The sequence below is a fragment of the Kineococcus rubinsiae genome, assembly GCF_011839805.1.
Lineage (GTDB): Bacteria > Actinomycetota > Actinomycetes > Actinomycetales > Kineococcaceae > Kineococcus > Kineococcus rubinsiae.
The window spans coordinates 94644-116934 of record NZ_VWPY01000002.1 but is presented as its reverse complement, the minus strand read 5'-3'; the positions used below and the strand labels follow the sequence as shown (position 1 = coordinate 116934).

At 74.6% G+C, this 22291-nt stretch carries 19 protein-coding genes; 7 read left to right on the top strand and 12 right to left on the bottom strand.

Going from position 1 to position 22291, the window contains the following annotated elements; all coding sequences use genetic code 11:
* Window positions 1-12: 12 nt before the first annotated feature.
* A complete protein-coding gene (locus tag F1544_RS02445; protein ID WP_167581724.1) occupies window positions 13-1398 on the bottom strand; it encodes a 6-phospho-beta-glucosidase in 1386 nt (461 codons plus the stop codon).
* Between the two features lie 117 nt (window positions 1399-1515).
* On the opposite strand from F1544_RS02445, the gene F1544_RS02440 reads away from it, so the two are divergent.
* Entirely contained in the window at window positions 1516-2484 is a 969-nt protein-coding gene (locus F1544_RS02440) for a PfkB family carbohydrate kinase (protein WP_167581721.1), read from the top strand.
* A gap of 88 nt (window positions 2485-2572) precedes the next feature.
* Window positions 2573-2953: a hypothetical protein gene (locus F1544_RS02435; RefSeq protein WP_167581718.1), complete on the top strand. Its 381-nt coding sequence runs from the start codon at window positions 2573-2575 to the stop codon at window positions 2951-2953.
* A gap of 28 nt (window positions 2954-2981) precedes the next feature.
* On the opposite strand, the gene F1544_RS02430 is transcribed toward F1544_RS02435, so the two are convergent.
* Window positions 2982-3986, bottom strand: a complete 1005-nt coding sequence (locus F1544_RS02430; protein WP_167581715.1) for a LacI family DNA-binding transcriptional regulator — start codon at window positions 3984-3986, stop codon at window positions 2982-2984.
* A gap of 214 nt (window positions 3987-4200) precedes the next feature.
* Between F1544_RS02430 and F1544_RS02425 the strand changes: the two genes are divergently transcribed.
* From F1544_RS02425 to F1544_RS02410, 4 genes are read left to right on the top strand one after another with little or no spacing between them, the layout of a single operon-like run.
* Complete coding sequence (locus F1544_RS02425) at window positions 4201-5502, top strand: extracellular solute-binding protein (protein ID WP_167581712.1); 1302 nt, start codon at window positions 4201-4203, stop codon at window positions 5500-5502.
* Window positions 5502-6452 carry a carbohydrate ABC transporter permease gene (locus F1544_RS02420; protein WP_167581703.1) on the top strand — a complete coding sequence of 317 codons (951 nt, stop codon included), beginning with the start codon at window positions 5502-5504 and terminating at the stop codon, window positions 6450-6452. Before F1544_RS02425 ends, F1544_RS02420 begins: the two co-directional genes overlap by 1 nt.
* Window positions 6452-7348, top strand: coding sequence for a carbohydrate ABC transporter permease (locus tag F1544_RS02415; RefSeq protein WP_167581700.1), 897 nt, complete (start codon window positions 6452-6454; stop codon window positions 7346-7348). The genes F1544_RS02420 and F1544_RS02415 overlap by 1 nt, the downstream gene beginning before the upstream one ends.
* Entirely contained in the window at window positions 7345-9414 is a 2070-nt protein-coding gene (locus tag F1544_RS02410) for a beta-galactosidase (protein ID WP_167581697.1), read from the top strand. The genes F1544_RS02415 and F1544_RS02410 overlap by 4 nt, the downstream gene beginning before the upstream one ends.
* Window positions 9415-9426: 12 nt before the next feature.
* Here the strand turns inward: F1544_RS02410 and F1544_RS02405 are convergent, their stop codons facing one another.
* The 10 genes from F1544_RS02405 to pyrR all read right to left on the bottom strand — a co-directional run bounded on the left by F1544_RS02405 (window position 9427) and on the right by pyrR (window position 21434).
* A complete protein-coding gene (locus F1544_RS02405) occupies window positions 9427-10308 on the bottom strand; it encodes a DUF3626 domain-containing protein (protein ID WP_308469838.1) in 882 nt (293 codons plus the stop codon).
* Between the two features lie 174 nt (window positions 10309-10482).
* Window positions 10483-11127: a hypothetical protein gene (locus tag F1544_RS02400; RefSeq protein ID WP_167581694.1), complete on the bottom strand. Its 645-nt coding sequence runs from the start codon at window positions 11125-11127 to the stop codon at window positions 10483-10485.
* Window positions 11124-12362, bottom strand: coding sequence for an MFS transporter (locus F1544_RS02395; RefSeq protein ID WP_167581691.1), 1239 nt, complete (start codon window positions 12360-12362; stop codon window positions 11124-11126). The genes F1544_RS02400 and F1544_RS02395 overlap by 4 nt, the downstream gene beginning before the upstream one ends.
* A 276-nt stretch (window positions 12363-12638) precedes the next feature.
* On the bottom strand, window positions 12639-13514 hold the full coding sequence (gene pyrF, locus F1544_RS02390) for an orotidine-5'-phosphate decarboxylase (protein ID WP_373368049.1): 876 nt from the start codon (window positions 13512-13514) through the stop codon (window positions 12639-12641).
* A complete protein-coding gene (gene carB, locus F1544_RS02385) occupies window positions 13502-16807 on the bottom strand; it encodes a carbamoyl-phosphate synthase large subunit (RefSeq protein WP_167581685.1) in 3306 nt (1101 codons plus the stop codon). Before carB ends, pyrF begins: the two co-directional genes overlap by 13 nt.
* On the bottom strand, window positions 16807-18006 hold the full coding sequence (gene carA, locus F1544_RS02380; RefSeq protein ID WP_308469837.1) for a glutamine-hydrolyzing carbamoyl-phosphate synthase small subunit: 1200 nt from the start codon (window positions 18004-18006) through the stop codon (window positions 16807-16809). The genes carB and carA overlap by 1 nt, the downstream gene beginning before the upstream one ends.
* Window positions 18007-18026: 20 nt before the next feature.
* On the bottom strand, window positions 18027-18545 hold the full coding sequence (locus tag F1544_RS02375) for a PH-like domain-containing protein (RefSeq protein ID WP_167581678.1): 519 nt from the start codon (window positions 18543-18545) through the stop codon (window positions 18027-18029).
* Complete coding sequence (locus F1544_RS02370; RefSeq protein ID WP_167581675.1) at window positions 18542-19840, bottom strand: dihydroorotase; 1299 nt, start codon at window positions 19838-19840, stop codon at window positions 18542-18544. The genes F1544_RS02375 and F1544_RS02370 overlap by 4 nt, the downstream gene beginning before the upstream one ends.
* Complete coding sequence (locus F1544_RS02365; protein WP_167581672.1) at window positions 19837-20841, bottom strand: aspartate carbamoyltransferase catalytic subunit; 1005 nt, start codon at window positions 20839-20841, stop codon at window positions 19837-19839. The genes F1544_RS02370 and F1544_RS02365 overlap by 4 nt, the downstream gene beginning before the upstream one ends.
* Window positions 20838-21434, bottom strand: a complete 597-nt coding sequence (pyrR, locus tag F1544_RS02360) for a bifunctional pyr operon transcriptional regulator/uracil phosphoribosyltransferase PyrR (protein WP_167581669.1) — start codon at window positions 21432-21434, stop codon at window positions 20838-20840. Before pyrR ends, F1544_RS02365 begins: the two co-directional genes overlap by 4 nt.
* Before the next feature lie 266 nt (window positions 21435-21700).
* Between pyrR and bldD the strand changes: the two genes are divergently transcribed.
* Window positions 21701-22195, top strand: coding sequence for a transcriptional regulator BldD (bldD, locus tag F1544_RS02355; protein ID WP_106206055.1), 495 nt, complete (start codon window positions 21701-21703; stop codon window positions 22193-22195).
* The last annotated feature ends 96 nt before the right edge of the window (window positions 22196-22291 follow it).

The window sequence follows — 22291 nt, the reverse complement described above, 5'->3', positions numbered from 1 at the left end:
GCGAGCGGGGGGTCAGGGGCGGGAGGACGGGCGGGTGGCGGACCGGTCGAACACGGCCGCCACCTCCGGGATCCGTTCGACGTACCCGGCGAGGAGCTTCTCGGCGACGTCCACCGAGCGCACCAGGGGGTGCGTCGCGAACGCCAGCAGCGCCTCGGACCTGTCGCCGTGCAGCGCGGCGGCGATGACGTGGCGCTCGACGGCCTTGACCTGCTGCATGAGGCCGAGCTGGTGCAGGTCGGGCGCGGGGGTGGCGAAGGGCCGCACCCCGCTGCCGTCGACGGCGACGGGCACCTCGACGACGGCGTCCTCGGGCAGCCCGGCGACGGTGCTGCCGTTGCGCACGTTGAGGATCGCGGTGGACGGCTCGTCGCGGCTGATCGCGGCCATGACGGCGAGAGCCACCCCCGCGTAGCCCTGCTGCGACGGATCGGTCTCCGGGGGTTCGGGGTTCTCCGGAGCACCCTGCTCACCGCCCTTGGCCTCGGCCATGTAGCTGGCGCTGCGGTCCAGGACGGTGTCCCGCCAGAGCTGCGCGGCACCGCGGCCGGCCGAGGGGAGCTGGTCGAAGAACTCGCCCTGGGTCTTGAGCAGGAACTCCCCGCGGGTCATGGCCGACTCCCGGATGCGGGCGACGGCCTCGACGTTGCGGTACCAGTAGTAGAGGTACTCGTTGGGCACGGACCCGAGGGACCTCAGCCAGGGGGCGCCGAAGACGTGCTGCTCCTCCAGGTGGGCGAGCAGGCCGTCGTCGCCGAGCAGGTCCGGCAGGACGTCCCGGCCGCCGACGACGACGCGGCGCAGCCAGCCGAGGTGGTTCAGGCCCACGTAGTCCAGCCGGGCGTGGTCGGGGTCGTGGCCCAGCAGGAGGGCGACGCGGCGGCCGAGGCCGGAGGGGGTGTCGCAGATGCCGAGGACCCTGTCACCCAGGACGCCCTGCATGGCCTCGGTGATGATGCCCGCGGGGTTGGTGAAGTTCAGGACGTAGGCGCTGGGGGCCAGCCGCTCGACGCGCTCGGCGACGTCCACCATGAACGGCACGGTGCGCAGCGCGTAGGCCAGGCCCCCGGGTCCGGTCGTCTCCTGCCCCAGGACCCCGAGGTCGAGCGCCACCCGCTCGTCGGCGCAGCGGCCGGCGAGGCCACCGACGCGCACGGCCGAGAACACGAAGTCGCTGCCCTCGAGGGCGGCGTCCAGGCTGGTGGTGGTCCGCAGCACCGGGGGTTCCCCGAACCCCTCCGCCAGCTGCTCCAGCACGGCCCGCATTCCGGCCAGGCGCTGCTCGCTGGTGTCCTGGAGGGTGACGCTCGTGATGCGCGGGGACCCCTGGTCGCGCAGCAGGGCCTGCCACACGAACGGGGTCCGGAAACCACCGCCACCCAGGATCGCCAGCTTCACGCCCCGCACCCACTCTGCTCGATCACGCAGAGAGCCTATGACCGATCGCGCATCTCTGGCTAGTCTGTCACGGACGTCCTTGCACGATCGATCATCCAGTGCGCACCAGGAGGACCCTTGACCGACCTCGACCTCGTCTTCGGCGGCCGGGTGTTCTGCGACCTGGTGATGTCCGGCGTCCAGGCCCCGGCCCCGGGCGCCGAGGTGTTCGCCGACGGCCTCGCCGTCACCCCCGGCGGCACCGCCACCCGGGCCGTGGCCGGCGCCCGCCTCGGGTTCGGGACCGCCCTCGTCGGCGCCGTCGGCCGCGACCTCTTCGGCACCGCCGTCCTGGACCGCCTCGCCGCCGAGGCCCGACTCCGGCTGGACTGGCTGACGGTGCTGCCGGAGGCCCGCACGGCCGTCACGGTGGCCCTGACCGACGGCGTCGACCGCAGCTTCGTCACCTACGAGGAGCGCGGCACCTGGCTGTCCGACACCCTCCCCACCCCGCTGCCCCCGGTCGCGGCGTGTCACGTGGGCGTCGCCGAGGGCGTCCCGGCCTGGGTCCGCGACCTGCGCCGGGCCGGGACCGTCGTCGTCGGCGGGGTGGGGTGGGACGAGACCGGCCGGTGGGCGCCGTCCGTGCTGGACGCGCTCGCGGAGGTCGACGCCTTCGTGCCCAACGAGGACGAAGCGCTGCTCTACACCCGCGCGGACGACGTCGACGCCGCCCTGGACGCTCTCGCCGAGCGCACGCCCCTCGTCGTCGTCACCCGCGGAGCCCGGGGAGCGCTCGCGCTGGACAGCGCCACCGGTGAGCGCTGCGAGGTGATGGCGCCGCCCACGACCGCCGTGGACCCGACGGGGGCCGGCGACTGCTTCGTCGCCGCCTTCTGCGGAGGGCACGTCGCCGGCTGGGACCTGCGCACCTGCACCGCCTTCGCCGTCGTCACCGCGTCCCTGTCCGTGCAGCGGGTCGGCGGGGCCTCGGGCGCCCCCCGCGCCCGGGAGGTCCGCGACGCGGTCCTCCTCGGGCTGGACCGCGACGACCTGCCGGCCGCCGAGTGGATCGCCGTGCTGGACCACCTGGCCGGCGCGGCCTGATCGGGACGGCTGACCGGGACGCCTGACCGGGACGGCTGTGACCAAGCCCTCGTCGCCATCTCGGCGGCCGGGTCCGCAGACTGGAGGCGTGCAGCTAGGGGCCACCGCCGCCGAGTCCGTGACCATCCGGGGTAGAGACGTCATCCTGCGCGCCGACGGGCGCACCGAGGTCTACGACCTCGACTACGTGCGGATGCTCCTGCCCTACCTCACCGGTGCGCGGACCCTGCCGCCCATGCGGCTGGCCCACTTCCGCCCCGGCGTGAAGCCCTGGCTCTGCCTCAGCGTCCTGGACGACGACGGCCACGAGCCGGACCTGTCCGGCGTGGCCATCTACTCGGGCCTGGGCACCCACCGGGAGATGGGGCTGCACCTGAGCGTCGTCGAGGCGTGGCGCCTGGCCGACATGCTGGAGCTGACCTGCCCCGCGCGGCAGCCGGGCGGGCCGGAGGAGGCAGCGGACGACTGAGCCGCCGGGCCGGGCTCCCCGCGAGGGGTCAGGACGCCGGCGCGCTCCCGCCCTGGGTGACCAGCGGGGAGGACAGCAGCCGCACCTCGGCGGTGCCGGCGCCGGAGATCCGCGCGGAGAGCATCTCGACGGCGACCCGGCCCATCTCCCCGACGGGCACCTCCACGACGTCCACCGGCTGCGGCAACCCCGCGGCCGCGCCGGCGGCGCCGACGCTGACCAGCGACAGGTCCCGGGGGATGCGGACGCCCTGCTCGCCCAGGGCCGAGACCAGGTGCGGCAGCGCCGCCTCGTGGTGGACCACCAGCGCGGTCAGGTCGGGTCGCTGCGCGCGCAGGCCGGCCAGGCACGTCCGCGCCGCCGCCGCGGTGGGGTCGCAGGACTGGGTCGCGACCCGGACTCCCGCGGCCGCGGCCTGCTCGAGGAAGCCGGCCTGCAGCCGGTCGGCGTAGCCGGCCTGGTGCACCGACGACGTGCTCGAGCTGACGAGGCCGATGCTGGTGTGCCCCAGCCGGGCCAGGTGGTCCACGGCGGTGCGGGCCGCGAGCGCGAAGTCGAAGTCCACGCAGGACAGTCCCTGCGTCTCGCGGGGCAGGCCGATGAGCACGACCGGGCGCCCGAGGCCCGCGAGCAGCGGGATCCGGGGGTCGTCGACCGCGATGTCCAGGACGACCAGCCCGTCGACCAGGGCGGTGGCGGTCACCCGCTCGAGGCCCGCGGAGTCCTCCTGGGTGAGCAGGAGGACGTCGGCCTCGTGGCGCCGGGCGGTCGTGGTCACCGCCCGCACGAACTGCATGACGACGTTCACGTCGGCGTCCTCGTGCAGGGGGACGACGAGGCCGATGACGCCCGTGCGGTTCGAGGCCGACGCCAGCGCCCGGGCCCCGGCGTTGGGCCGGTAGCCGAGGAGGGCGACGGCGTCCAGGACGCGGGTGCGGGTGGGCTCGGAGATCGACCGCTTGCCGCTCAGCACGTACGACACCGTGCTGAGCGAGACCCCCGCCGACCGCGCGACGTCGCTGATCGTCGCCATCCCACCTCCTGATCACCGCTGCCCGCTCACCGCTACCCGGGACCGACCCATCCTGTCGGACGCCGGCCGCCGGGGAGGCCACGGCGCCAGAACCGGAGCGTCGCGGGGGGAGCACTTGACAACGGCGCGTGAGGGCGAAGAAGCTCTCGGCATTCGTCGTCGAAGCGCTTCGATTCAGTGCGGACGGCATCCCCCCACGTCGAAGGAGACGGACATGCGCAGGAGGACCTTCGCGGCGGCCACCGCTGCGGCAGGCTTGGCGCTCACGCTCAACGCCTGCTCGAAGGGCGACAGCAGCAGCAGCAGCGAGGACGGCGGGCCCGTCACCCTGACCTACTGGGGCTGGGGCACGGCGCAGGACGGCATGGTCGCGGCCTGGAACGAGGCCCACCCCGACGTCCAGGTCCGCAAGACCGACGCGGGCGGCTCGACGGAGTCCAGCGCGAAGCTGCTCACGGCCACCCGGGCGAAGAACGCCCCCGACGTCGCCGTGGTGCAGTACGACACGCTGCCGGCGATGATCGTCGGCGGCGTCGCCGCGGACATCAGCAGCTTCGCCTCCGACGCGAAGGCGCAGTTCACCCCGGGCGTGTGGAGCCAGGTCGAGTTCGACGGGGCCGTCTACGGGATCCCCCAGGACGTCGGCCCGCAGGCCCTGGCCTACAACCAGAAGCGGTTCACCGAGCTGGGCATCGCGGTGCCGACGACCTGGGCGGAGTTCGCCACGGCCGCCGAGGCGGTGCGCGCCGCGGACCCCGGGTCCACGCTCGCGACCTTCGCCCCGGCGGAGTTCGGCGGCTTCGCCGCCATGGCGCAGCAGGCGGGTGCGCAGTGGTGGACGGTGGACGGCGAGAAGTGGACGGTGTCCATCGACGACGCCGCCTCCCGCGAGGTCGCCGCCTACTGGCAGGACCTCGTCGACCGCGGGGTCGTCGACGCCGAGCCCCTGCTCACGCCGGAGTGGAACGCGAAGCTCGCCGCGGGCAAGGTCCTCTCCTGGCCGGCGGCGCTGTGGGCCAACGGCGTCATCAACGGCGTCGTGCCCGAGCAGGCCGGGGACTGGGCCCTCGCGCCCGTCCCGCAGTGGAAGGCGGGCGACTCGGCCGTGTCCTTCCAGGGCGGCTCGGCCGTCGTCGTGACGACGTCGTCGAAGCACGCGGAGCAGGCTGCGGAGTTCGCCGCGTGGATCAACACGAGCCCCGAGGGGTCGGCGGCCCAGATCAGCGCCGGTCAGTACCCGGCGTCGCTCGACGGTCAGGAGCTGACGCTGAAGAGCGATCCTCCCGTCCAGTCGCCGCAGCAGGCGGACTACTGGCAGGTCGCGCAGCGCATCTCGAGCAACACGGTGCCCGAGGTCAGCTGGGGCCCGAACGTCAACGTGGCCAACAGCGCCTTCCAGGACGCGTTCAACGACGCCGTGACCAACCGCACGTCGTTCATCGACGCGCTCGCCACCGTGCAGGAGGCGGTCGTGGCCGACATGGAGAAGTCCGGCTTCACCGTCAGCGCCGGCTGATGAGCCCCACCACCGCCACGGCGGCCGGCCCCCGCGCCCGTGCGGGGGCCGGACGGCCCGGGCGCCGTCCCGTCGCCCCCTACCTGTTCCTGGCCCCCGCCCTCGTCCTGTTCGTCGTCTTCCTCCTCGTGCCGATCGGGTACGCGGTCTACCTGAGCCTGCGGGGGTTGCGGGTCAGCGGGGCGGGGCCCTTCGGCCGCCGCGAGGAGACGTTCATCGGGCTGGACAACTACGTCACCGCGCTGACCAGCACCGACTTCCTGGAGGGCTTCGGGCGGCTGCTGGCCTACGGCGTGATCGCCGTGCCCCTCACCCTGGGCCTCGCCCTGGTGTTCGCGCTGCTGCTGGACGCCACGACGACCACCGCCAAGCGCTTCTCCCGCACGGCCATCTTCATCCCCTACGCCGTGCCGGGCGTCATCGCTTCCCTCCTGTGGGGCTTCCTGTACCTGCCGACGACGAGCCCGATCAGCGACGTCACGCAAGCCCTGGGCCTCGGCACGATCCCGTTCCTGTCCGGCTCGACCCTGTACGGCTCGGTCGCGAACATCGCGATCTGGGGCGGGGTCGGCTTCAACATGATCATCATCTACACGTCGCTGCGCGGGATCCCCGCCGAGCTGCACGAGGCGGCCCGCCTCGACGGCGCCTCCGAGCTGCAGATCGCCGTGCGCGTGAAGGTGCCCCTCGTCGCCCCGGCCATCGTGCTGACGGCGCTGTTCGCCCTCATCGGCACCCTGCAGGTCTACGGGGAACCCACGACGTTGCGCCCCATGACCACGTCCATCTCGCAGACCTGGGTACCCCTCATGACGATCTACCGCGACGCCTTCACCCGCGACGACCTCCCGCTCGCCGCGGCCGCCTCCGTGCTGCTGGCGGTGGGCACCCTCCTGGTCTCCGTCGTCCTCCTGCGCCTCGCGCAGCGCCGCGCGTTCGGGGACGCCTGATGAGCGCCCTGGACTCCGCGGTGAGCCCCGTCGTGACCGCGCCGCACCGCGCCCCCGCGAGGCCGCCGCGGCAGGCGAAGGTCGTGCCCACCGCGATCCTCGTGCTCGGGGCGGTCTACTGCCTCGTCCCCGTCGCCTGGGTCCTCGTCGCGTCGAGCAAGTCCCCCGGCGAGCTGTTCTCGACGTTCACCTTCGCCCCGGGCACCGGCCTGCTGGACAACTTGCGTGCCCTCTTCGCCTACGGGGACGGGCAGTTCCTGCTCTGGAGCCTCAACAGCCTCGTGTACGCCGGGATCGGATCGGTGCTGTCGACCCTGGTCTCGACCATGGCGGGGTACGCCCTGGCGAAGTACCGGTTCCCCGGCCGGGACGCCGTCTTCCTGGCGATCCTCGGCGGGGTCCTGCTCCCCGGCATCACGCTGGCGATCCCGCAGTACCTGCTCATGACGAAGATCGGTCTCGCCGGGAGCTACTGGTCGGTCCTGCTCCCGTCGATCATCTCGCCGTTCGGCATCTACCTGTGCCGCGTCTACGCCCTGGCCGCCGTGCCCGACGAGGTCGTGGAGGCCGCGCGCATCGACGGCGCGAGCGAGTGGCGCACCTTCCGCGCGGTCGCCCTGCCCATGCTGCTGCCCGGCATGGTCACCGTCTTCATGCTGCAGTTCGTCGGCGCCTGGAACAACTTCCTGCTGCCCTTCGTGATGCTGTCCGACGAGCGCCGGTACCCGCTCACGGTCGGCCTGTACTCCCTGCTGGCGAAGGGCTCCGGCGAACCGGCGCTGTACACGCTGGCCATCGTGGGTGCCGCCGTGTCGATCGTGCCGCTGATCGCCATGTTGCTCTTCCTGCAGCGCTTCTGGCGCATGGACCTGATCAGCGGAGGGCTCAAGGGATGACGGCGCAGCACGCGAGCGCTCGGCCCGCGCGGCGGCTCGGCACCGACCGGTTCCTGTTCGGCGGCGACTACAACCCCGAGCAGTGGCCGGAGGAGGTGTGGGCGCAGGACGTCGCCCTCATGCGGCGGGCGGGGGTCAACGCCGCCACCGTCGGGGTGTTCTCCTGGGCGCTGCTCGAGCCGTCGGAGGGGACCTACGACTTCGGCTGGCTGGACCGCGTCCTGGCGACCCTGCACGAGGGCGGCATCGGCGTCGTGCTCGCGACGCCGACGGCCTCCCCTCCCCCGTGGTTCACCCGTGCCCACCCCGACGCGATGCCCGTCGACGCCGACGGCCGGTCGCTCGTCCACGGCAGCCGCGACACCTACGCGGTGAGCGCCCCCGCCTACCGCGACGCGTGCCGGGCGATCGCCGGGGAACTGGCCGCTCGCTACGGCGACCACCCGGCGCTCATCGCGTGGCACGTGCACAACGAGTACGGGACGCTCGACCACGGCGAGCACGCGGCCGCCGCGTTCCGCCGGTGGCTGCGACGGCGCTACGGGACGCTCGAGGAGCTGAACCGACGCTGGTACACCGCGTTCTGGTCGCAGGGCTACTCCTCCTGGGAGGACGTCCTGCCGCCACGGCGGACCCAGTACCTGGCGAACCCGACGCACGCGCTGGACTTCAAGCGGTTCTCCTCCGACGAGATGCTGGACGCGCTGCGCGAGCAGCGCGACGTCATCCGGGCCACCGGGTCGCCGGCCCCCGTCACGACCAACTTCATGCTGCCCTCCTGGAACCACCTGGAGCAGTGGGGCTGGTCGGCCGAGCTGGACCTCGTCTCGGTGGACCACTACCTCGACACGACGGGCCCGGACGGGGAGACCCACGCCGCCTACGGCGGGGACCTCACCCGCTCCTGGGCCGGTGGCGGGCCGTGGCTGCTCATGGAGCAGAGCAGCACGAGCTCGTCCCTGCCGGGCCGCCGCGCCCACAAGGAACCCGACCGGGTCGTGCGCAACTCGCTGTCCTACGTCGCCCGGGGTTCGCAGGGCGCGCTGTTCTTCCAGTGGCGCGCACCGCTGGCCGGGTCGGAGGCGTGGCACGGCGGGATCGTCCCCCACGCCGGAGCGGAGTCCCGCTCGTTCCGGGGCTTCGAGCAGCTGGGCCGGGTCCTGGAGTCCATCGCCGAGGTGGCCGGAGCTCCGGCCGACGGGCCGCTGGTCCTCGCCGACGTGGCGGTCGTGTGGCACGCGGAGGGCTGGTGGGCCACGGACACCCACCAGCTGCCCAGCGACGACCTCGACTACTCAGCCACCGTGCGCGCCGCCCACCGGGCGCTGTGGCAGGAGGGGTTCGCGGTGGACTTCGTCGCCCCGGACGCGGACCTCTCCCGCTACCGCCTGGTCCTCGTGCCGAGCATGTTCGCCCTCGGCGACGCCGCGGTGGAGCGCCTGCGCGCCCACGTGAGCGGCGGCGGGCACCTCGCCGTCTGGCCCTTCACCGGGTACGCCGACGAGCACCTGCACGTCGTGCCCGGCGGGTACCCCGGGCGCCTGCGGGACCTGCTGGGTGTCCGCGTGGAGGAGCTGCACCCGCTGGGTGCGGGAGAGCAGGTCGTCCTCGAATACGGGGACGGCGAGCTCACCGGCACCGTGTGGAGCGAGGTCGTCGACCTCGACGGCGCCGAGGTGGTGGCGCGCTACCGCGGCGGGGAGCTCGACGGCGCCCCGGCCGTCACGCGGTGCGCCACGGGTCGCGGCGTCGCCCACTACGCCTCGACGTTCCTGGTCGAGGACTCGCTGCGCCGCTGGCTCCGCGGGCTCTGCGCGCAGGCGGGGGTCTCCCCGGTCGTCGAGGGCTGCCCACCCCTCGTGGAGGTCGTGCGCCGCCGGGGCGCCCGGGCGGACTACCTGTTCGTGCTGAACCACTCCGCCGCCGCGGTGCGGGTCACCGGGCCCGGACACGACCTCACGACGGGGAGCGAGGCCGACGCCGGACTCGACGTGGCCGCACGGGGCTGGGCCGTGCTCCGGATCCGCGACGGGGCCGCGCCGTGGCGGGTCGCCCCGGCCGGGTGACCGGCGCGCCGCTCACCCGGCCGCGCCGTCGGGCGCCTCGACCCGCGGCCGGCCGAAGCGCGCGACGCAGTGCCACACCCGCTTGAGGACCTGCTCGTCCTCGAGCCCGGCGCGCACGGCGTCGCCCACCACGCGCGCGGTCAGCACGCCGTCGGCGGCGGCGATGCGGGCGGCCGCGGCGACGACGTCCGCCCCGCGGTACCCGGGGTGCGCCGCGACGACGTCGACCGTCGTGGCGAACCCCGGGTGCCACTCGACCGGCACGCCGAGCAGGGCCGCGTCCCGCTCGACGTCGGTGCCGCGGTGGCAGGGGTCCAGCACGAGGGCCTCGACGTCGCGGCCGAACCGGACGCCGCCGTGGACGTGGGCCTCCACGTAGTCGTCCAGGGGGTCGAGGTCGCCGGAGCGGGTGGCGGCGTCCGCGAGCCCGACCACCGCGGCGCGGGAGGCGTTCCCGACGTCGACGGGCTCGAAGACGCTGTCGGGGTAGCAGAAGGTGGTGCGGGACAGGGCGTCCGCGGCGAGGCGGAGGTGCGCGGACCCGAACCGCGGTGAGCCGCCGACGCTCCGGCGCCGGTGGTTCAGCGAGCCGTAGACCGGGCGCTCGGCGGCCGGCGCGTCGTCGTAGGCACCGCCGAAGAGGCGACTCTCCCACCGCCAGCGGTCGCCGCCGGGGTGCGCCGTCAGCCCGCCGTTGCCGGTGCCCGTCTCGAACTGGGAGCGGTAGCGGCCGTCGGCGGCCATGGCGCGCAGGACCGGGGTGCCGGCGACGAGGCGGTCGGGGTGGAAGTGCAGCGTTGCGCGCCACGACGCGTCCAGCGGGCCGCCGCGGGCGAGGCCCGCCACGTGGGCGAGCGCCCGGTTCGCGGCCGAACGCGGTACAGGCGTCGTCACCGCCCCAGGGTGGCAGCGCCGGGACGGCCGTCCCAGCGGGGCCGCCCCGGGGTGGCACCGCCGCGGCCTACCGTGCTCCCGTGGACGAGGCTTGGGACCCCGGCGCACCGGGGGTGCTCGTGCTGCCCGCCGACCGCACCGCGGCCGCGCCGGTCGCCTGACGGCCGGGCCCGGTCACCGCTCCTCGCGGGCGATCAGCCGCTGGCCCTCCCCGGCGGTGAGGGCCGCGACGACGAGGGGGTCGTCGTCCGCGGCGAGCAGGTCGACGACGTCGTCGGGCAGCGTCGCGTCGCCCGCGAGGTACCACCGCGCGACGGGCGAGCCCGCCCGCGCGACGCGTCGCGCCCGCTCGGGGTCGGGGGCGGGGGCCTCGTGCTCGGCACCCGCCGGCTGCACGGCCAGCTGCAGCATCGCGGGCGCCAGCCGGGTGCCCCACCACCGCTGCCGCGCGTGCTGCAGCAGGACGAGCGCGGCGCCGGCAGACCAGCGGCGCCACTCCGCGTCGGGTTCACCGCCGGGGACCAGGCCGGCCTCGCCGGCGTCCAGGCGGGCGCCGAGCCGCGTGACCGCGCGGGCGACGTCGTGGTCCCAGCCGACCGTGAACACCGACAGGCCCGGCGGGTGGGCGACGGACTCGACCGTCCAGGACGGGTCCTCGACGCACGCCCAGGACCCGCCGACCGTGCCGCGCACCCAGCCGGCCGCGGTGAGGACGGCCGCCATCCCGTCCGCGTCGGTCAGGAGCCTCCCGCCCACGGCGTCGCGCAGGAGCAGCAGGACGCCCGCGGGGACGTCGGCCTCCTCGGTCGCACCCGTCACGGCCGGCCTCCCTGGTTCGACGACAGGGCGACAGTCTGACCGAGGACCCGCGCGCCCACCCCCGCGACCAGCGCCAGCGCCGCACCGGCGGCCACGCTGACGAGGAAGGCGGCCGGGGCCCCGCGGGCGTCGACGGCCAGGCCGGCGAGGGCGGTCGCGCCCGCGCTGCCACCCGCGGCGGCGGAGTTCAGCCAGGTCAGCGCCTGCGTCAGCGAGCGCGGGTCGACGTGCGCCTCGGCCAGCACGGTGCTCAGCACGAGGACGGGCGGGACGACCGCGCCCGCGAGCAGGACGGCGGTGACCGCGACGGGCAAGGCGGTGCTCAGGCTGAGGGCCGTGCACGCCACGGCCAGGGCCGCGCCGAGCACCACCAGCTGCCGCGGGGGTGCGCTGCCCCAGCGCCGCAGCCCGTACGCCCACCCGGCGAGGAGCCCGGCCCCGCTGGAGATCCCGAACAGGACCCCGGCCAGCGCCGGGGTCCCGCGCTCGACGGCGAAGGCCGTGACCGCCACCTGGCTGGCGCCGAAGTGGACGCCGATGGCCAGGTTCACCAGCAGGACGGCGAGGAACCCGGGCCGCAGCAGGCCGCCACCGCCCCCGGCGGGGTGGTGAGCCGGGTGTCCCGCGGGCGGTGAGGTGCTGCGCTGCAGCGCGAGGGCGAGTCCGGACGCGACGACGAGCCCCGCGGCGACGCCCGTGCCGAGGGCCGGGTCGACCGCCCCCGCCAGGACGCTGACCAGGACGGGCCCGGCCAGGTAGGCGAGGGCGTTGACGAGCGACTCGAGCGAGAAGGCCGCCGGCAGCGAGGCCGCGAGCCGTCGCCCGCGCAGCAGCGCGACCCACCGGGCCGTGGACAGGGCGCCGAGCTGCGGGATCGTCGCGCCGGCGAGGGCCGCGAGCGCGAGCGGCGGCACCGGGCTCAGCAGGAGGCCCGCGACGGCGGCCGCGTGCGCCGCGACGAGCGGGGGCAGGACGCGGGACTGTCCCCAGCGGTCCACGAGGCGGGCGACCTGCGGGCCGAGCAGCGCCTCGGCCACGGCGAAGGCGGCGACCACGGCACCCGCGGTGGCGAAGGAACCGCTGCGCTCGCGCACGAGGAGCAGCAGGCCCAGGCCGGTCATGGCGATGCCGATGCGGCCGGCGGCGGCCGTCGCGGCGAAGAGCGCGGCGCCGGGCAGGCGCAGCAGCACCCGGTAGGGGGAAGGAGGACGGCCGTCGTCGACGGAGGCGGGCACGAGAGGTCCTTCGTGCTGCCCGGTCGGCGGACCACCCGGGGTCGTCGGCGTCCTGGAGGAGTCGCCCCGTGGTCCCGCCGAGAACCGTCCAGTGGTGGCGCGGACCGGGGACGCTCGTCCCGCACCGACTCCACCGGGCAGAGTGCTCAGAGGTTCGCTTGCTCCGGCGACTCTAGCCCCACGGCGCGGAGCGCGTCAGGCCGCGGCGCGGCACCCCCGCGGTCCCCCGCCCACCGTGATCATGCAGGGACTACCTGCATGATCACGGAGGGTGGGTCAGTCCGCGAGGGCCGCGCGGACCTGGTCGGCGGTGCGGCGGGCCGCGTCGAGCAGGGCCCGCGGGTCGGGGCCCGCGCCCAGGACCTCACGCGAGCTGGTGGCCAGGACGAGCCGGCGGGCGTCGCCGAAGACCGTCCGCAGGTCCTGCGCCGTCGCGCCCTGCGCCCCGACCCCGGGGGCCAGGAGCGGCCCGTTGACGGCCGCGAGGTCGAGGCCGAGGTCGGCGACGGCCGCCCCGACCGTCGCGCCCACGACGAGGCCGACGTCGCCCAGCAGCGTGGCACCGGCGTTCTCCGCGGCCGCGGCCTCGGCGATCGACCGGGCGACCGAGCGGCCGTCGGCCGCCACGGCGTGCTGCACGCCCGGGCCCTCGGGGTTCGACGTCAGGGCCAAGACGAACACGCCCCGCCCGTGCTGCGCCGCGACGTCGAGCAGGGGGCGCAGCGACTCGAACCCCAGGAACGGGGACACCGTGACGGCGTCGCCCGCGAGCGGCGAGTCCCCCGCGAACGCGTCTGCGTAGGCGGCCATCGTCGAGCCGATGTCCCCGCGCTTGGCGTCGACGACCGTCAGCAGCCCGGCCGCCCGCGCGTCGGCGAGCACCCGCTCCAGGGCGGCCACCCCGCGCGAGCCGTGGCGCTCGAAGAACGCCACCTGCGGCTTCACCGCGGCCACGTGCCCCGCCAGCGCCTCGACGACCGTGCGGCCGAACCGCTCGACGCCGTCGGCGTCGTCGGTCAGGCCCCACGCCGCGAGCAGCGGGGCGTGCGGGTCGATGCCCGCGCAGAGCGGGCCGTGCTCGGCCGAGGCCGCGGCCAGCCGCGCGCCGAACCGGGCCGCCCCGTCGCCGGAGCGGGGGCTCACTCCCGCCACCCGTCCCAGGCCGCGGCGAGCGTGGCGGCGTGCTCCTGCAGCGGTGCCACCGAGGTGCCCTGCCCGGCGCGCAGCGCCTCGATGGCCTGCACCGCAGCGGCGAGCTGCTGCACGGTCGTGAGGATCGGCGCCCCCACGGCGGTCGAGGCCGCGCGGATCTCGTAGCCGTCCGCGCGGGCCTGGTTGCCGGACGGCGTGTTCACCACGATCGCGACCTCGCCGGCCGAGATCTTCTCGACGATGGTCTGCTCGCCGCCCTCGCCGGTGCCCTCGGAGTGCTTGCGCACCACGGTGCTGACGATGCCGTTGCGGCGCAGCACGTCCGCGGTGCCCTCGGTCGCCAGGAGCTCGAACCCGAGGTCGGCGAGCCGCTTGATCGGGAAGATCATGGCGCGCTTGTCGCGGTCGGCGACCGAGATGAACGCCGTCCCCTGCGTCGGGAGCCCGCCGTAGGCCGCGGCCTGCGCCTTGCCGAACGCCGTCGGGAAGTCGACGTCGATGCCCATGACCTCACCCGTGGAGCGCATCTCCGGCCCCAGCAGGCTGTCGACGACGTGGCCCTCGGCCGTGCGGAACCGCGCGAAGGGCAGCACGGCCTCCTTCACGGACACGGGCGACTCCGGCGGCAGCAGGCCGCCGTCACCGCGCGAGGGCAGCAGCCCCTCGCGGCGCAGCTCGGCGATCGAGGTGCCCGCCATGACCCGCGCGGCCGCCTTGGCCAGGGCGACCCCGGTGGCCTTGGCGACGAACGGCACCGTGCGGCTGGCGCGCGGGTTCGCCTCGAGGACGTAGAGGATGTCGGCGGCCAGGGCGAACTGGACGTTCAGCAGGCCCCGCACGCCCACGCCGCGCGCGATCGCCTCGGTCGAGGCGCGCACGCGCTCCAGCTCCCCGCGGCCCAGGGTCGCGGGCGGGATGACGCACGCCGAGTCGCCGGAGTGGATCCCGGCCTCCTCGATGTGCTCCATGATCCCGCCGAGGTACATCTCCTCGCCGTCGAACAGCGCGTCGACGTCGATCTCGATGGCGTCGTCGAGGAACCGGTCCACCAGCACGGGGCGCTCGGGCGAGACCTCGGTGGCGGTGGCCATGTACTGCTCGAGGGACGGCTCGTCGTAGACGATCTGCATGCCGCGCCCGCCGAGGACGTAGGAGGGGCGCACCAGGACGGGGTAGCCGATCCCGGCCGCGATCGCCCGCGCCTCGGGGAACGAGGACGCCGTGCCGTGCTTGGGCGCGGTGAGCCCGGCCTCCTCCAGCACGCGGCCGAACGCCCCGCGCTCCTCCGCCAGGTCGATCGCCGCGGGGGACGTCCCGATGATCGGGACCCCGGCCTCGGCGAGCTTCGCGGCGAGGCCCAGCGGCGTCTGCCCGCCGAGCTGCACGATGACGCCCGCGACGGGGCCGCAGCGGGTCTCGGCGTGCACGACCTCGAGGACGTCCTCGAGCGTGAGCGGCTCGAAGTACAGCCGGTCGGAGGTGTCGTAGTCCGTGGACACCGTCTCCGGGTTGCAGTTGACCATGACGGTCTCGTAGCCGGCGTCGCGCAGCGCGAAGGAGGCGTGCACGCAGGAGTAGTCGAACTCGACGCCCTGCCCGATCCGATTGGGCCCCGAGCCGAGGATGATGATGGCGGCCTTCTCGCGGGGCCGCGTCTCGTCCTCCTCGTCGTAGCTGGAGTAGTGGTACGGCGTCGAGGCCGCGAACTCCGCCGCGCACGTGTCCACCGTCTTGTAGACGGGGCGGATGCCCAGCGCGTGCCGGACGCCGCGCACGACGTCCTCGGGCAGGTGCCGCAGCTCGCCGAGCTGCGCGTCGGAGAACCCGTGCCGCTTGGCGTGGCGCAGCAGCTCCGGCGTCAGCTCGGGCGCCTCGCGCACGGCGCGGGCGACCTCGTCGAGCAGGAACAGCTGGTCGAGGAACCACCGGTCGATGCGGGTGGAGGCGAAGAGCTGCTTCGCGGTGGCGCCGGCGCGGATCGCCTGCATGACCAGGCCGATGCGCTCGTCGGTCGGCTGCGCCGCGCGGCGCAGCAGGTCGTCGAGGTCCCCGACGGGGCCCGCCCACGTGAAGGGAGCCCCGCGCTTCTCGGTGCTGCGCAGCGCCTTCTGCAGGGCCTCGGTGAAGTTGCGGCCCATGGCCATGGCCTCGCCGACGCTCTTCATGGTCGTCGTCAGCGTCGGGTCCGCGGCCGGGAACTTCTCGAACGCGAAGCGGGGCACCTTCACGACGACGTAGTCGAGGGTCGGCTCGAAGCTGGCCGGGGTCGACTGCGTGATGTCGTTGGGGATCTCGTCGAGGGTGTACCCGACGGCGAGGCGGGCCGCGATCTTCGCGATCGGGAACCCCGTGGCCTTCGACGCCAGCGCCGAGGACCGCGAGACGCGCGGGTTCATCTCGATGACGATGATCCGGCCGTCCTCGGGGTTCACCGCGAACTGGATGTTGCAGCCGCCGGTGTCGACGCCGACCTCGCGGATCACGGCGATGCCGATGTCGCGCATCCGCTGGTACTCGCGGTCCGTCAGCGTCATGGCGGGCGCGACGGTGATCGAGTCCCCCGTGTGCACGCCCATGGGGTCGAAGTTCTCGATCGAGCAGACGACGACCACGTTGTCCGCGCGGTCGCGCATGAGCTCGAGCTCGTACTCCTTCCACCCCATGATCGACTCCTCGAGGAGGACCTCGGTCACGGGCGAGTGGTGCAGGCCCTGCCCGGCGATGCGGCGCAGGTCCGCCTCGTCGTAGGCGAAGCCGGAGCCCAGGCCGCCCATGGTGAAGCTGGGGCGCACGACGACGGGGTACCCGAGGTCCTCGGCGCCGGCCAGCACCTCCTCCATCGAGTGGCACAGGTGGCTGCGGGCGCTCTCGGCGCCGCAGCGCTCGACGACGCCCTTGAACAGCTGGCGGTCCTCGCCCAGCTGGATCGCCTGCACGTCGGCGCCGATGAGCTCGACGCCGTACTTCTCCAGGACCCCGCTGTCGTGCAGCGAGATCGCGGCGTTCAGCGCAGTCTGGCCGCCCAGGGTCGCGAGGACGGCGTCGGGCCGCTCGCGGGCGATGATCGCCTCGACCGCGGCGGGCGTGATCGGCTCCACGTAGGTGGCGTCGGCCATCTCGGGGTCGGTCATGATCGTCGCGGGGTTGGAGTTCACGAGGATGACGCGCAGCCCCTCGGCGCGCAGCACCCGGCAGGCCTGCGTCCCGGAGTAGTCGAACTCCGCGGCCTGGCCGATGACGATCGGGCCGGAACCGATGACGAGGACCGAGGAGATGTCGGTGCGACGGGGCATCAGGCGTCCTTCTGCGAGTCGGCGGGGTTCTCGGTGGTGTCCACAGCGCCGGTGTCGTCGACCAGGGCCGTGGTCGGCACCCCGTCCATCAGGTCGACGAAGCGGTCGAACAGGTACGCGGCGTCGTGCGGCCCGGCCGCGGCCTCGGGGTGGTACTGCACGGAGAACGCCGGGACGTCGAGGCAGCGCAGGCCCTCGACCACCCCGTCGTTGAGGCCGACGTGGCTGACCTCGGCGCGGCCGTAGGGCGTGGTCCGCACCTCGCCCGCGACGGCGTCGACGGCGAACCCGTGGTTGTGGCTCGTCACCTCGACCTTGCGGGTGGTCAGGTCCATGACGGGCTGGTTGATCCCGCGGTGGCCGTACTTGAGCTTGTAGGTGCCGTAGCCCAGGGCCCGGCCCAGCAGCTGGTTGCCGTAGCAGATGCCGAAGAACGGCACCCTGCGCTCCAGGACGCCCTGCAGCACCTCGATCTCGTGCACGGCCGCGGCGGGGTCGCCCGGGCCGTTGGAGAAGAACACCCCGTCGGGCACGCCGCCGTCGGCGCCCGCGCTCAGCACGTCCTCGAGCGTGGCCGTCGCGGGCAGCACCGTGACCTCCACGCCGCGCTCGGCGAGGCGCTGCGGCGTCATCGACTTGATGCCGAGGTCGAGGGCCGCGACCGAGTAGCGCCGCTCCCCCACCGCGGGCACGGTGTAGGCCTGCTGCGTGGTGACCTGACCGGCGAGGTCGGCGCCGGCCATGGCCGGCGCGCCCTGCACGGCGGCCATGAGCTCCTCGGCGGAGCGCTCGGCGGCGGGGCCGGAGAACACCCCGGCGCGCATGGAGCCGCGCTCGCGCAGGTGCCGGGTCAGGGCGCGGGTGTCGACGCCGGAGATGCCCACGACGCCCTGCGCCGCGAGCTCCTCGCCCAGCGTGCGGCGCGAGCGCCAGCTCGACGGGACGCGCGCGGGGTCGCGCACGACGTACCCGGCGACCCAGATGCGCTGCGACTCCTGGTCCTCGTCGTTGTAGCCGGTGTTCCCGACGTGCGGCGCGGTCATGACGACGACCTGCCGGTGGTAGCTCGGGTCCGTCAGCGTCTCCTGGTACCCGGTCATGCCGGTCGAGAACACGGCCTCCCCGACGGTCTCCCCGACGGCGCCGTACGCCTCGCCGCGGAACGTCCGGCCGTCCTCGAGCACCAGCACCGCCCGCACCGGCAACTCCTGTCCGCCGCTCACTTCTCCCCCTCGGTCGTGCTCCTGCTGCGCGATGAGCGCACGAGTTCCTCCACCTGCTGCGCGAACCGGTCCCCGTCGGCGGTGCGGCGGGGCTTCACGCCCGTGTCGACGACGCGGTCGCCGAGCTTCCACCGCAGCACGACGATGCCGTCGCTGCGTCCCATCCACTTGCCGACCATGCCGGGCCCGTGGCCGACGCCGACGACGTCGGCCGCCGGCACGACGAAGGAGCGGGCGCCCTGGCGCAGGAACCCCACGCCGCCGTCGACGAACCCCAGCTGCACCGCGCTGCGGGTGCCGAGGCCGTGCGCCGCGATCCGGTCGAGGGTGTTCTCCGCGTCGGTGGTGGAGATGAAGATCCCCTCCACCGCACCGGTCATGGCCTTCCAGTCCGTCGCCCCGGCGGGGCGCGGCAGGGCCTTCTGCCGGTTGGCGCGCCCGCGGTAGCCGGAGAACATCATCCGCCACAGGATCATGAGCCCCATGACCAGCAGGACGACGGCGATCCACTTCACGGGGTGCTCCTGACGAGGTGGGAGTCGAGCACGGTCGGTCGCCCGCGCAGCACGGTGGCGACGACCCGGCCGGGCAGGTCCATGCCGCGGAACGGCGAGTTCCGGCCGCTCGTGGCCATCTGCGCGGGGTCGACCGTCCAGCGGGCCGCGGGGTCGACGAGGACGAGGTTCGCGGCGCTGCCGGGGGCCAGGGGCTCGCCCTGACCCGCGAGCCGGCCGATGCGCGCGGGCGCCGCGGACATCCGGTCGGCGACCTGCGCCCAGGTCAGCAGGCCCGTGTCGACCATGGCGTGCTGGACCACGGACAGCGCCGTCTCCAGGCCCGTCATGCCCATGGCCGCGGCGGCCCACTCGCAGTCCTTGTCCTCCAGCGGGTGCGGCGCGTGGTCGGTGGCCACGATGTCGATCGTGCCGTCCGCCAGCCCCTCGCGGACCGCCTCGACGTCGGCCTGCGTGCGCAGCGGCGGGTTCACCTTGTAGACGGGGTCGTAGCTGCGGGCCAGCTCGTCGGTCAGCAGCAGGTGGTGCGGGGTGACCTCCGCGGTGACCTGCACGCCGCGCGCCTTGGCCCAGCGCAGGATCTCGACCGAACCCGCCGTGGAGACGTGGCAGACGTGCAGGCGGGAGCCGACGTGGTCGGCCAGCAGGACGTCGCGCGCGATGACCGCCTCCTCCGCGACGCTCGGCCAGCCCCGCAGGCCGAGGACCGCCGAGACGGTCCCCTCGTTCATCTGCGCGTCCTCGGTCAGCCGCGGTTCCTGGGCGTGCTGGGCGATCACGCCGTCGAAGGCCTTCACGTACTCCAGCGCCCGGCGCATCAGCACGGCGTCGGAGACGCAGTGCCCGTCGTCGGAGAACACCCGGACCCCGGCCGCGGAGTCGGCCATCGCGCCGAGCTCGGCGAGCTGACGGCCCGCGAGCCCCACGGTGACGGCGCCGACGGGGCGGACCTCCGCCCACCCGGCCTCGTCGCCGAGGCGCTTGACCTGCTCGACGACGCCCGCGGTGTCGGCGACGGGGAACGTGTTGGCCATCGCGAACACGGCCGTGAACCCACCGCGCGCCGCGGCCTGCGTGCCCGTCTCGACGGTCTCGGCGTCCTCGCGGCCGGGTTCGCGCAGGTGGGTGTGCAGGTCGACGAGCCCGGGCAGGGCCACGAGGCCCGTGGCGTCCACGACCTCCGCGCCCTCGGCGGACAGGCCCGGCCCGACGGCCGCGATGCGCCCGTCGGTCAGCAGCAGGTCGGTCGGCTCCCCGCCGAGGACCCGTGCGCCGGTGACGAGGGTGGAGCTCACGAGGGGCCTCCGGTGCTGGTCGTGGTGGTGGTGCCGTCGCCCGCGAGGAGCAGGTACAGGACGGCCATCCGGACGGCGACGCCGTTGCCGACCTGCTCGACGATCGTCGAGCGGGGGCTGTCGGCCGCGTCGGCGGAGATCTCCAGCCCGCGGTTCATCGGGCCGGGGTGCATGACGATCGTGTGCCCGGGCAGCAGCGCGAGGCGGCTGCGGCCGAGGCCGTAGCGGCGCGTGTACTCGCGCGCCGAGGGGAAGTACCCGCCGCCCGCGCTCTCCATCCGCTCCCGCTGGACGCGCAGCATCATCACGGCGTCGGGGGCCCCGTCGGCCAGCGCCGCGTCGAGGTCGTTGGTGACCCGGCACGGCCAGGCCTCGACCCCGACGGGCAGCAGCGTCGGCGGGGCGACGAGCGTGACCTCGGCACCCAGGGTGTGCAGCAGCAGGACGTTGGAGCGCGCGACGCGGGAGTGCAGGACGTCGCCGACGATCGTGACGCGCACGCCCTCGAGGTCCTGGCCCGTGCCGCCCTGGCCCGCCCCGCCGGCCGGGCGCAGGTGGCGCCGGATCGTGTAGGCGTCCAGCAGGGCCTGCGTGGGGTGCTCGTGGGTGCCGTCGCCCGCGTTGACGACGCTGCCGCGCGTCCAGCCGGCGTGCGCGAGGCGGTGCGGCGCGCCGGAGGCCCAGTGCCGGACGACGACGGCGTCCGCGCCCATCGCCTCCAACGTCAGCGCGGTGTCCTTGAGGCTCTCGCCCTTGGAGACGCTGGAGCCCTTCGCGGAGAAGTTGATGACGTCGGCCGACAGCCGCTTGGCGGCGGCCTCGAACGACGTCCGGGTCCGCGTGGAGTCCTCGAAGAAGAGGTTGACGACCGTGCGCCCCCGCAGCGTGGGCAGCTTCTTGATCTCGCGGCGCTGGGTCGCGGCCATCTCCTCGCTGACGTCGAGGACGGCGACGGCCTCGGCCCGGTCGAGGTCGGCGGCGGAGAGCAGGTGGCGGTTCACGCGCGCGCCTCCGGCTCGGTCGACGGCGCGGAGGACAGCACGACCGCGTCCCGGCCGTCGCGCTCGGCGAGCAGGACGCTCACGCGCTCCGCGGCCGAGGTCGGCAGGTTCTTGCCGACGTGGTCGGCGCGGATCGGCAGCTCGCGGTGGCCGCGGTCGACGAGGACCGCGAGGCGCACCGCGCGGGGCCGGCCGAGGTCGGACAGCGCGTCGAGGGCGGCGCGGATGGTCCGGCCCGAGTAGAGGACGTCGTCGACGAGGACCACGACCTTGTCGTCCAGGCCCTCGGGCGGCAGCTCCGTCGGCAGCAGCGGGCGCGTGGGGTGACGGCGCAGGTCGTCGCGGTACATCGTCACGTCGAGCGACCCGGTGGGCACCACCGTCCCCTCGACCTCCAGGAGGCGCTGGGCGAGCCGCTGGGCGAGCGGGACGCCGCGGGTGGGGATGCCCAGCAGCAGCAGGTCCGCGGGGCCCTTGTTGGCCTCCAGCAGCTCGTGCGCGATGCGGGTCAGCGCCCGGTGGATGTCGGCGCCCTCGAGCAGGACGCGTCCGCCGGCCGTGGGGTCGGCCGTCTGGTCACGGGCAGCACTCACGTGCGACCTCCTTCCCCGCCTCACAGGGCGGATCCTTAAAGGACGTCAGGCGCTGCACACCGTCCAGCGGCGGCAGCGGTGCGAGACTACAGGAGCGGCTCGGGCCCTCCGGGAGGCGCCGAGACCCCCGAACATCTGTCGTTGTGAGATCAAGCGCTCACCCGGAGTAGCGGAGGGCGTGCCGACCGGGTGGGACTTCGCACCGAACCGGCCAGATGCGGCCCGTCAGCTTGACGGGGGACATCACGCTCCGTGACGATCCTCCCATGGCATCGGACTACTCCCGCGCACTCGGATCGCGCCTGCGCGCCATCCGTACTCAACAGGGGCTGTCCCTGCACGGCGTCGAAGAGAAGTCCGAGGGACGGTGGAAGGCCGTCGTCGTGGGCTCCTACGAGCGCGGCGACCGTGCAGTGACCGTCCAGCGACTGGCCGAGCTCGCGGACTTCTACGGAGTCCCCGTCTCGGCTCTGCTCCCCGAAGGCGCCCCGCAGGGCAGCAGCGAACCGCCCCCGCGGCTCGTGCTCGACCTCGAGCGCCTCCAGGAGGTGCCCGCCGAGAAGGCCGGGCCCCTCGACCGCTACGCGAAGACGATCCAGTCGCAGCGTGGCGACTACAACGGCCGGGTGCTCAGCATCCGCGCCGACGACCTCCGGACGCTGGCCGTCATCTACGACGTGCCGGCCACGACCCTGTGCGACGAGTTCATCGCCTGGGGTGTCCTGAACGCCGACGCCCGCAGGGCCGTCGAACACGGCTGACAGCCCCGCCCGAACGACGAGAGGCCCCGCCCGCGGAACGTCCCGCGGGCGGGGCCTCTCGTCGTTCGTCCTGCCTCGTGCACCGGTCACCGACGC

Coding starts and splice junctions, on each gene's coding strand:
- F1544_RS02415 (WP_167581700.1), top strand. CDS start 6,452: ATGAGCGCCCTGGACTCCGCGGTGAGCCCCGTCGTGACCGCGCCGCAC.
- F1544_RS02425 (WP_167581712.1), top strand. CDS start 4,201: ATGCGCAGGAGGACCTTCGCGGCGGCCACCGCTGCGGCAGGCTTGGCG.
- F1544_RS02430 (WP_167581715.1), bottom strand. CDS start 3,986: ATGGCGACGATCAGCGACGTCGCGCGGTCGGCGGGGGTCTCGCTCAGC.
- F1544_RS02420 (WP_167581703.1), top strand. CDS start 5,502: ATGAGCCCCACCACCGCCACGGCGGCCGGCCCCCGCGCCCGTGCGGGG.
- carB (WP_167581685.1), bottom strand. CDS start 16,807: ATGCCCCGTCGCACCGACATCTCCTCGGTCCTCGTCATCGGTTCCGGC.
- F1544_RS02410 (WP_167581697.1), top strand. CDS start 7,345: ATGACGGCGCAGCACGCGAGCGCTCGGCCCGCGCGGCGGCTCGGCACC.
- bldD (WP_106206055.1), top strand. CDS start 21,701: ATGGCATCGGACTACTCCCGCGCACTCGGATCGCGCCTGCGCGCCATC.